Source organism: Massilia sp. CT11-108, assembly GCF_047302915.1.
In the GTDB taxonomy this organism is placed as follows: Bacteria; Pseudomonadota; Gammaproteobacteria; order Burkholderiales; family Burkholderiaceae_D; genus Telluria; species Telluria orientalis.
Genome location: NZ_JBKYMO010001364.1, coordinates 1 through 340, shown reverse-complemented (window position 1 = coordinate 340; position 340 = coordinate 1). Strand labels below are relative to the sequence as shown.

Below are 340 nucleotides of genomic sequence, written 5' to 3'. Positions count from 1 at the left end.
GGCCGGGCTGCGCCTTCCCAGTGCGGATCGAGCATCAGCGCGTGCGCCAGCTGCGGCACGAGGTGCGGTTTCACGCCGTAGTAGGTCGCGGTGCCGCGCACGGCGTCGGGACGGATGAAGCGGTCGTCCTGGCCGCCCAGCACGAACATGGGCGGCGCCTGCCAGGGCATCGGCGCGAACGGCCGCCAGCCCTGCAGTTCGATGCCCACGTGGCGCGACTCGCCCTGCACGCGGCGCTCGAAGCGGGCATAGTCGGCATCGGGCAGGTCGTCGGAAAAGAGGTGGCGGCGCATGACGTCCGGGTCGAGCGTCCGCGGTTCGGCGAAGGATAGGCGCGCCA

Annotated in this window: 1 protein-coding gene; it reads right to left on the bottom strand. The window is 72.1% G+C overall.

The genetic code is table 11. The features are described 5' to 3' along the window. On the bottom strand, positions 1-293 hold a 293-nt coding region (locus ACEN88_RS34810), incomplete at its 3' end, for a hypothetical protein (RefSeq protein WP_413346981.1). Positions 294-340: the final 47 nt, after the last annotated feature.